Origin of the sequence: Salinibacterium sp. (assembly GCF_031364185.1) — a bacterium.
Lineage (GTDB): Bacteria > Actinomycetota > Actinomycetes > Actinomycetales > Microbacteriaceae > Rhodoglobus.
Genome location: NZ_JANLVV010000088.1, coordinates 1 through 9,866, shown reverse-complemented (window position 1 = coordinate 9,866; position 9,866 = coordinate 1). Strand labels below are relative to the sequence as shown.

At 63.8% G+C, this 9,866-nt stretch carries 9 protein-coding genes and 2 rRNA genes; all 11 read right to left on the bottom strand.

Features of this window, described 5'->3' with window-relative positions; all coding sequences use genetic code 11:
* Positions 1–798: tyrosine-type recombinase/integrase (locus RMN95_RS04420; protein ID WP_309615744.1), on the bottom strand; the 798-nt coding region annotated here is incomplete at its 3' end.
* Complete coding sequence (locus tag RMN95_RS04415) at positions 795–1,472, bottom strand: NUDIX hydrolase (protein ID WP_309615743.1); 678 nt, start codon at positions 1,470–1,472, stop codon at positions 795–797. The genes RMN95_RS04415 and RMN95_RS04420, both read right to left, overlap by 4 nt.
* Complete coding sequence (locus RMN95_RS04410; RefSeq protein ID WP_309615742.1) at positions 1,465–3,186, bottom strand: CTP synthase; 1,722 nt, start codon at positions 3,184–3,186, stop codon at positions 1,465–1,467. Before RMN95_RS04410 ends, RMN95_RS04415 begins: the two co-directional genes overlap by 8 nt.
* A gap of 116 nt (positions 3,187–3,302) precedes the next feature.
* Positions 3,303–5,000: a DNA repair protein RecN gene (gene recN / locus RMN95_RS04405; RefSeq protein ID WP_309615741.1), complete on the bottom strand. Its 1,698-nt coding sequence runs from the start codon at positions 4,998–5,000 to the stop codon at positions 3,303–3,305.
* Positions 4,997–5,905 (bottom strand): NAD kinase, encoded by a 909-nt coding sequence (locus tag RMN95_RS04400; protein ID WP_397545246.1) that lies wholly within the window; start codon positions 5,903–5,905, stop codon positions 4,997–4,999. Before RMN95_RS04400 ends, recN begins: the two co-directional genes overlap by 4 nt.
* A 55-nt stretch (positions 5,906–5,960) precedes the next feature.
* Positions 5,961–6,773, bottom strand: a complete 813-nt coding sequence (locus RMN95_RS04395) for a TlyA family RNA methyltransferase (protein ID WP_309615739.1) — start codon at positions 6,771–6,773, stop codon at positions 5,961–5,963.
* Between the two features lie 11 nt (positions 6,774–6,784).
* A complete protein-coding gene (locus tag RMN95_RS04390; RefSeq protein ID WP_309615738.1) occupies positions 6,785–6,994 on the bottom strand; it encodes a hypothetical protein in 210 nt (69 codons plus the stop codon).
* Between the two features lie 2 nt (positions 6,995–6,996).
* Positions 6,997–8,001: an HAD-IIA family hydrolase gene (locus tag RMN95_RS04385; RefSeq protein ID WP_309615737.1), complete on the bottom strand. Its 1,005-nt coding sequence runs from the start codon at positions 7,999–8,001 to the stop codon at positions 6,997–6,999.
* On the bottom strand, positions 7,994–9,040 hold the full coding sequence (locus RMN95_RS04380; RefSeq protein WP_309615736.1) for a hypothetical protein: 1,047 nt from the start codon (positions 9,038–9,040) through the stop codon (positions 7,994–7,996). The genes RMN95_RS04385 and RMN95_RS04380 overlap by 8 nt, the downstream gene beginning before the upstream one ends.
* 155 nt (positions 9,041–9,195) lie before the next feature.
* Positions 9,196–9,312: ribosomal RNA gene (rrf, locus tag RMN95_RS04375) — 5S ribosomal RNA — on the bottom strand.
* A gap of 153 nt (positions 9,313–9,465) precedes the next feature.
* Positions 9,466–9,866: ribosomal RNA gene (locus tag RMN95_RS04370) — 23S ribosomal RNA — on the bottom strand; the annotation flags it as partial.

Here is a 9,866-nt window from a genome sequence, read left to right as displayed (position 1 = left end):
CGCGCCTCCCGCCAGAAGGTGCGTGGCGAACGAGTGCCGGAACGTATGCGGGGATATCTCCAGCCCGAGACCTGCCCTCTCGGCGGCCGCCCTGATGATCAGCCAGGCATTCTGTCTCGACACGCGCTGCCCGCGCGCCCCGAGAAAAAGAGCGGGTGTCTGCTTTCCGCGAGCCGAGAAGCTCGGGCGAGCCCGCACCAAATAGGTGTCGAGCGCGACCCTCGCAAAGCTGCCCACGGGAACGATGCGCTGTTTACCGCCCTTACCGAAAAGCCGCACAATGTCAGCGTCGACGAGATCATCGACGTTCAGCGCCACAGCCTCCGACACGCGCGCTCCGGTGGCGTACAGCAATTCCAGCAGCGCCTTATCACGCATCAATTGCAACTCGTCGCCGTCGGTGGCGGCCAACACAGTGGCCATTTGTTCGATCGAGATGGCTTTCGGCAGCCGCATCGACTGTTTCGGCGGTTTCGCATCGACAGCGACATCCATCTCGACCATCGATTCGTCGAGAAGAAAACGGTGCCAGCTCCGCACTGATGACAACATCCTGGCGGTGGATGCCGCGCTCAGCGGCCGCTCGGAGCGGGTGCGCAGCTCGTGGACGAAGGCCGCAACATCCGGTGCGCCGATCGCGTTCGGAGTCAGGATGCCGCGTGCCGCCAGTCCCTCGGAGTACGCCGCGAGGTCACGGCGGTAGGCCTGGAGCGTGTTGTCGGACAGGCCGCGCTCGATCGAGATATGCCGCAGGTACCGGTCAACGGCGACCGGGATGGCAACCTCTGCGGCGATCATGTCGCCGCGCGCTCCAGCGGGTGCCGGGTCATGGGCGCGTTCGCATCGCCAAGAGTGCGCCAGCCGCGCGCTCGACCGGCCGCCGCCGCGAAGACGGCGATCGCGAGGATCGAGTTCTGCAGGTCGCGGGCGAGCACGGCATCGACCACATCGTCGAGGGGCACCCACCGCACCTCGATGCCCGCTTCTTCCTCGGTGCGCTCAAAAGTGTCGGGAGCGTCACTGACATCTCGCGCAAGGTACACGCGCAGCACCTCATTGCTTCCGCCCGGGGAGGTCATGAAGTCCGTGAGCAGGTCCCAGCGGGCGGCAGTCTTGTCGACCTCTTCGGCGAGTTCGCGCTGCGCGGCACGCAGCGGCGACTCCCCCGCGATGTCGAGCAGCCCTGCAGGCAGTTCCCACTCCCGGTAGCGCACCGGGTGGCGATACTGCTTGATCAGCAGCACCCGATCCTGGTCATCCATCGCCAGAACCGCCACGGCCCCGGTGTGGTCCACGAATTCGCGCGTCACCTGATGGCCGTCCAGTTCAAAGACCTCACGGCGGATGTCCCAGACCTTGCCGTCGAACGCGATTTCGCTCGAGACGATGATGGGCTCGACCGGGTCGTCGACCAGCACCTGAGGAACTGGACCGTTGCTGTCGTGCGTACTGTCGTGCTTGCTCTCAGGCATCGACCGCAGCAACCTCTGCGCTGTCTGAGGCCTCGGGCACCTCGAAGAGCCTGCTGGCCTGCTGGCGTTCCAGCGCTGCCGAGATCAACCCGCGAAACAGGGGATGCGCGTGGTTCGGCCGCGAACGCAACTCCGGATGCGCCTGGGTGCCGACGTAGAAGGGGTGCACGGGCCGGGGTAGCTCGACGAACTCGACGAGCGTGCGGTCGGGGGATATTCCGCTGAACTGCAGCCCGGCGGCGCCGATCTGCTCTCGGTACGCGTTGTTGACCTCGTAACGGTGACGGTGGCGTTCGGCGATGGTCGTGGCGCCATACAGTTCCGCGACGATCGATCCCGGGGCGAGCGCGGCTTCGTACAGTCCGAGGCGCATCGTGCCGCCCAGATCGCCACTGGTGATGATGTCGACCTGCTCGGCCATGGTCGCGATGACCGGGAACTCCGTGTCAGGGTCGAACTCAGACGACGACGCGCCGCCCAGCCCGGCGACATCCCGTGCGTATTCGATCACCATGCACTGCAACCCCAGGCAGAGGCCGAGGGTAGGTAGCGCGTTCTCCCGGGCAAATCGCAGCGCTCCGAGCTTGCCCTCGATACCCCGAACCCCGAAGCCTCCCGGTACGACAATTCCCTCGAGGTCGCTCAACATGCGAGCGGCGCCTTCGGGCGTCTCGCACTCGTCTGACGGCACCCAGCGAATGGTGACTTTAGTCTGCTGCGCGAAGCCGCCGGCTTTGAGGGCTTCGGTGACGGAGAGGTAGGCGTCGGGCAGGTCGATGTACTTGCCGACCAGGCCGATGGTGACCTCGTGTCGGGGTTCGTGAACGGCGGTGAGAAGTTCGCTCCAGCCGTCCCAGTTCACCTCGGAAGCCGTGAGCCCCAGCTGCTCGATGATGTAGGCATCGAGCCCCTGGTCGTGCAGCATCGTCGGGATGTCGTAGATGGATGGCACGTCGACGGCATTCACCACTGCGGCCTCGTCGACGTCACACATGAGGGCGATCTTGCGCTTATTGCCTTCTGACACCGGGCGATCTGAGCGCAGTACCAGGGCATCCGGCTGGATGCCGATTGAGCGCAGCGCCGCGACCGAATGCTGCGTGGGCTTGGTCTTCTGTTCGCCAGACGCATTCATGAATGGCACGAGCGACACGTGCACGAAGAAGACGTTCTTTCGGCCAAGCTCATGCCGGACCTGCCGCGCAGACTCGATGAACGGCTGGCTTTCGATGTCTCCGACCGTGCCGCCAATTTCGGTGATGATGACGTCGGGGGCGGGTTCTTCGTTCGGTCCGGCCTGGGCCTGCAGGCGCATCCGGCGCTTGATTTCATCGGTGATGTGGGGAATCACCTGAACGGTGTCGCCAAGATACTCACCCCGGCGCTCTTTCGCGATGACCTGTGAATAGATCTGGCCGGTGGTGACATTGGCGGCCTGATTCAGGTTGATGTCGAGGAATCGCTCATAGTGACCAATGTCGAGGTCGGTCTCGGCTCCATCATCGGTGACGAACACCTCGCCGTGCTGGAACGGATTCATCGTTCCGGGGTCGACATTCAGGTACGGGTCAAGCTTCTGCATGACGACGCGCAGGCCGCGCGCGGTGAGGAGGTTGCCAAGACTGGCCGCCGTGAGCCCCTTACCGAGGGAGGAGACCACTCCACCGGTAACGAAAATGTGTTTTGTTACGAACCGCTGAGAGTTATCCACCACGGGGTTTCATCCTATGCCCATTGGCTCCAGTCCTGCTGGAAGCCGGGGGCTCGATGCCGAGGCCTGGAAGAGCGGGTCCTGCAAGACCGGGAGCTCGGCGCCCGCGCGCTGGGCGCCTAAAGCTGCAGCTCGCGCGCGATGGTGAGCAGTTCGCGTGCGTGAGCCAACCCGCTCTCAGAATCCGGCAGGCCGGAGAGCAATCGCGCCATCTCAGAAATCCGGTCCTCGCCCTCCAATTTGCGGACGCTGGATGCGGTCACGGCGCCATCACTGTCTTTGCTCACCTGCAGATGATTGGTGGCGAAGGCCGCCACCTGGGCCAAATGAGTCACGACGATGACCTGCGCGGTCTTGCTCAGTTGGGCGAGTCGGCGACCCACCTCGATAGCGGATGCCCCGCCCACGCCGGCATCCACCTCATCGAAGATGAAAGTGGGAACCGGGTCGTTGCCCGCAATGACCACCTCGATGGCCAGCATCACTCTCGACAGTTCACCCCCGCTCGCTCCCCTGCCCAGCGGCCTGGGCTCGGCTCCCGCGTGCGGTCTCAGCAGGATCGATACCTGGTCTTTACCGGTCTGTGAATAGTCGGGGCGATCGTCAACGATCACGGTCACCTCGGCGTTGGCCATCGCGAGCGCGGCCAACTCTGCCGTGACCCGCTCGGACAGCGTAACGCCGAACGCCGAACGCACCACACTGAGTCGTGCCGCGAGCTCGATCACGTTGTCTCGGTCTGCCTCGACCTCCTTGCCGAGCGAGTCAATCCTGCTGGAGTCGTTGTCGAGCTCCAGCAGTCGTCCGCTGCCGCTATCGAGGTGATCGAGAGTGTCGTCGAGTGTCGGCCCGTATCGGCGCACCAGGGCAGTCAATTCCGCGCGGCGCTCATTGATCACCTCGAGTTCGCGAGCGCCATCAGCATCGAGGCTGCCCAGGTAACTGGAGAGTTGGAGAGAGATTTCCGTGACCGCGATGGATGCCGCGGCGACGGTCTCCGCAATCGCCGCCAGTGCCGTGTCGTGGTCGCCCGCGCGCTCGAGCTGCCGTTGGGCCGACGTGAGCAACCCCACGACATCGGAGGAATCATCCGACACCTCCGACGACAACAGGTCGTGTGCCGTCCCCGCCGCTAACCGAAGGTCCTCGAGGTTACTGAGCCGATCGGCTTGCGCCGTCAGCTCCTGGTCTTCGCCACGACGGGCGTTCACCGCCTCGATCTCGGCCATTGCCTCGCGAAGCTGTTCTGCCTCACGTGAGCGGCGGTCCCGCTCGGCCACGAGCACATCGAGCTCGCCCTGGTTCGACTGCCACCGGGCAAACACCGTCTGGTATCTGTCGAGCACAGTGGACAGAGCGGGGCCCGCGAATCGATCGAGCGCTTCGCGCTGTGCCGTGGCCGAGCGCAGTCGCACCTGGTCTGACTGGCCGTGCACCACCACCAATTGGTGCCCAATTTCGCCAAGCACCCCCACCGGTGCGGTTCGCCCACCAACAACGACTCGCCCGCGACCCTCCTGCGATAGAGACCTGCTCAGTATGAGTTCGCCGTCATCGAGTTCGCCGCCGGCGTCGCGCACGCGCTCCGCCACGGCTCCGGTGCCGTCGAGAAGCCAGCGACCCTCCACGACGGCCTGCTGACTACCGGATCGGATCGTCGCGCTGTCGGCACGATCGCCGAGAAGAAGGCCCAGTGCGGTGACGATCATCGTCTTGCCCGCTCCGGTCTCCCCGGTGAGGGCGGTGAAACCCGGGCCAAGGGGCAGTCGGGCTTCCCCGATGACGCCGAGGTTGTAGATGGAGATTTCTTCGATCACGGGCGCTGGTCTTCGTCGCCGACGGGTCCGCGCCAACCGTTGACGGGCAGGTTGAATTTATTGACCAGGCGGTCGGTGAATGGGCCCTGCGACAGCCGCGCCAGCCTCACGGGCACCGGAGACCTGCGCACGATCACTCGAGCGCCGCGCGGAAGCTCATGCGTTCGCCTGCCATCGCACCACAACACCCCGGTGCCCTGGGTGCGATCGAGCACCTCGACGGCGAGCGCCGAATCCGGCCCGACGACCAGCGGTCGCGCAAACAGCGCGTGTGGGCTGAGCGGCACCAGCAGCAGCGCGTCGAGGCTGGGCCAGACGATCGGGCCACCGGCGGAGAAGGAGTACGCGGTCGAGCCGGTCGGCGTTGACATTACGACCCCGTCACAACCGAATGACGACAACGGTCGGCCGTCGATCTCGATGACGACCTCGAGCATCCGTTCGCGACTGGCCTTCTCCACTGTCGCTTCGTTGAGCGCCCACGTTTCGAAGACGATTTCGGCGTCGACCTTCACGCGCACGGACAGCGTCATCCGCTCCTCAACGAGGTAGTCATGAGCGAGAGCCCTCGCGATCGTCTCGGTGAGGTCTTCTTTATCGCTCTCGGCGAGGAATCCAACGTGGCCGAGGTTGACGCCGAGAAGCGGAGCCGAACATCCACGTGCCATCTCGGCCGCCCGGAGGATCGTACCGTCACCACCGAGCACAATCACGAGTTCCAGATCCCCGATCTGCACGGCGTCACCCAGAAGAGCAATCGGCGCGAGGTCGTGGGCCGCGGCAAGAATATGCGCGTATTCGTCCTCGGAGAGCACGGGAGTCAACCCGCCCGCGATGAGTTGCCTGCAGACACTGATGGCCGCCTGCAGCGACTCATTTCGCCCGGTGTGAGCGACGATGAGCATGTGCCGGTCAGATGTCACGGTTCATACCCCTTCACCAAGGCGCCGTCGTTGTCAGTTACGGGCGATTCACGGTCATCGCAGAAACCTGCTGAGTCCATTCTGTCGGATTGCTGCCGACCTCGGCGCTCAGCCAAACCAGATACTCGTGATTGCCTGAGTTTCCGGCGATCGGGGAGGAGATGACGCCAGCGGTCGGCAGGTGCAGGTCCCAGGCCGCCCACAGCACCCCCATGACCGCGTCGTCGCGGAGACCGGCGTCTCGAACAATCCCCTCACGGATTCCCGTGCGCCCCACCTCGAACTGCGGCTTGATCAACAGCACGAAATCGGCCGTGAAACCGACCGTGGCTGCCAGCGCTGGCAGCACCGTGGTGAGCGAGATGAACGACAGGTCACCGACGACCAGAGTCGGCACCTCGGTTGCGCCGCTGTCTGCGGCCAGGGTCTCCGCGGTCATGTAGCGCGCGTTGGACCCCTCAACCACCGTCACCCGGGCATCCATTCGAATGGATGCCGCGAGCTGGCCGTGACCGACATCGAGCGCTATCACGTGGCGAGCCCCACGCTCCAGCAGCACCTGGGTGAAGCCCCCGGTCGACGCGCCCACGTCCAGCGCAAGGCGGCCAGCGGGATCCACGTCGAAACCCTCCAGCGCCGCCCTGAGTTTATGAGCCGCCCTGCTGACGTAGTGGTCGCTGCCGGCAACATCGATCCGCTGCGCCTCGGAGACCTGCGCAGACGCCTTGACGACCGCAGCGCCGTCTACCGTCACGAGCCCGTCAGCAATCAGTGTCGCTGCGTGCGTACGCGACCGCGCCAACCCACGATTCGCCATGGCGGCGTCGAGCCGCTGGCCCGCGCTAGCCATGAGACGTCGCGCTAGCCATGAGTTGTCGGGGCGTCCCCGCCTTCGAGTCTGCGCTGCAGACGGTCATGCACCTGCACGAATGCGGCGGCGCGTGACTCGAGAGGCTGATCCTCAATCACTCGGAGTTGCGACACGAGCGAGTTCGTCTCAAGATCGTCGTCGACAGGCGACGTGCCGCCACTGGTACCTGGCTCGCCCATGCTCATGCCTGGCTCGCCCATACTCATGAATATAGCTCCGGCGGGACATCCAGCGCATAGATGGCAAGCCCCGAATTCCAGATCGCGGCGGCACCGGCCCGCAGCAGGTCGATTCCCTCCCCCGAGTCGACCGTGAGCACGTTTCCGACCCGGCGAACAGCCCCGCCCCCCACCACAGTGACAACGCCGCCGGGAATCTCTCGAGTGCTGGTCACCGGATACGGCTCATGCAGGCCGCGGAGGTCACCAAGAATGAAGGTCGGCCGCTCCTGCTCGATCGCGGCGAGCACCTGTTTTGGTCCGTCGATGCCGGTGAGCACCAGCACCGAGGGAATGCCCGCGCGATTCGCCCCGAGAATGTCGGTGTCAAGACGATCCCCGATCATCAGTGCTGCCTCCGAGCCGAACCTGCCGATTGCCTCGGTGAAGATCGCAGTCTCCGGCTTGCCCGCGACAACAGGCAGGCGACCAACGGCGGTGTGCACCGCCGACACCAGGGTGCCGTTTCCCGGAGCAGTTCCGCGCGCCTGCGGGATGGTCCAGTCGGTGTTCGTCGCAATCCACGGGAGGTCGCCAGTGGTGCCGTCACCGTTGAGTGCGAAGGCGGCCTCGGCCAGATGAACCCATCCCACCTCAGGTGCAAAGCCCTGGATCACGGCAGCCGGAGAGTCCAAAGCCGAGCGAGTAACCACGAATCCGGCCTTTGTCACCTCATCGGTGAGCCCATCGCCCCCAACCACAAGAATGACCGAGCCGGGCTCGACAATATGTTTCAGGATGCCGACAGCCGCCTGCGGCGACGTTACGACGTCACCCGGGGCGACGGATAGTCCGAGTTCTGTGAGGTGCGCAGCCACCGACACATCGGTGCGCGACGCGTTATTGGTGATGTACGCGACCTTCGTTGACGCCGGAATGTGATTCATGCTGTCTACGGCGTATGGCAGCGCTGCCGCACCTCGGTAGATCACACCGTCAAGGTCAGCGAGCACCAGATCGATCCCCGCCAGCGGTGAGGAATCAGTCATCGACGCGGTTCTCGTCGCGGTCGCGGTCGTCACTATCACGGTCGTTTCTGCCGCGGTCATCATGACCGTGCTGCGGTTCGATCTCTTCCTCGACGACTTCGACCAGATCGTCCTTGTCATCGGCCTCGTCGAGCGCATCCGCCGCACGTTCCGCCCTGGAGTACCACTGCGCAGCTTCTTCAACGCGGCCGAGTTCCTCCAGCACAGTCGCGTACGCACCGAACAGCCCCGGGCTGAAATGGAACGCCTTCTCGGGGTCCAATTGCGAAATCTTCAGTTCAGCAAGTGCGGCATCCGGATCATTCAGATCGAGCCGCGCACCAGACATGGCAATGGCGAGCTCGACCTGAACGGGAATCGCGAGCGTTGAGCGAAGCACCGAGCGGCCGAGCTCAAGGGCTTTCTCGGGACGACCGAGCCCGCGTTCGCTGTCGACCATCATGGGCAACTGATCGTCGCGGCCAGTGATGCGTCGGTAGGTGCGCAATTCGCGAAGCGCGAGAGCGTAGTCCTCGATGGCATAGGCGGTGATCGCGAGAGTCTCCCGAACCACGCCAATGCGCCCAGCTCGGCGAGCAGCCGAAATAGCGTGGCTGTGGGCAAGCTCGGGATCGTCATCGATCAGCCTGGCCGCCATGACGAGATGCCGGGCTACACCCTCCGCATTCTCCTTGCTCAGGGTCTTGAGCTCATTAAGAGCGACGCGATCCAGTTGTTTCGGCGTGACGTCATCCGGAATCTCGGGAGCCTGATGGTGTACCCGAACAGATCGGATACCAAACGGATCACGGTCTTCGGGAAGCTCGCGCTCACGTGCGTCGCGATCACCGCGCGCGGGGGTACCACTCTTGGTCCAGAGCCGCTTCTCGTCCGGTTTACCCCGTGACGGTGTGCCGTCTACTGGCTTGCCGCGAGTCGGACGGCCTACATCCGGTCTCCCGGACTCTGACCTCTTCCCATCGGAGCGACCGGCGCCAGGACGCCCGCCCGTGGGCCTGACACCTCGTGATGGGCCGTCGCGCCTCGGCGTATCGCTCACTGTGATGCCCCTTCCTGGTGCCGGCGGGCTGTACACGCCCTGCCTAAGCTTAAATCTGACCTGAGCCTAAATCTAAATTCGTACGATGGTGCCTTAACGCAAAATAGCCACCCCACACTGTTTTTAAACAGCGGGGGTGGCCACTTTACAAATAAGTCCGGCGGTGTCCTACTCTCCCACAAGGTCCCCCTTGCAGTACCATCGGCGCAGAGAGTCTTAGCTTCCGGGTTCGGAATGTAACCGGGCGTTTCCCTCTCGCTATGGCCGCCGAAACACTATTGATTTATAGTTTCGTTCGTTGGTCTGATGCGAATCAGAACCAGTTCCCGACCGTAAATCGGGAACCACAAAGTGGACGCGAGAATCATTCTCATTCACCATTCGACGCACCGTGCTTTGCAGCATGGGCGCCCAGTGAGGCGGGGTGTTATCAATTTATCGGCTTATTAGTACCGGTCAGCTCCATGGGTCTTTAGTCCCCACTTCCACATCCGGCCTATCAACGCAGTAGTCTAGCTGCGAGCCTCACGACCTAAGTCATGGAAATCTCATCTTGAAGCCGGCTTCCCGCTTAGATGCTTTCAGCGGTTATCCGTTCCGAACGTAGCTAATCAGCGGTGCTCCTGGCGGAACAACTGACACACCAGAGGTTCGTCCATCCCGGTCCTCTCGTACTAGGGATAGCTCTTCTCAAATTTCCTGCGCGCGCAGAGGATAGGGACCGAACTGTCTCACGACGTTCTAAACCCAGCTCGCGTACCGCTTTAATGGGCGAACAGCCCAACCCTTGGGACCTACTCCAGCCCCAGGATGCGACGAGCCGACA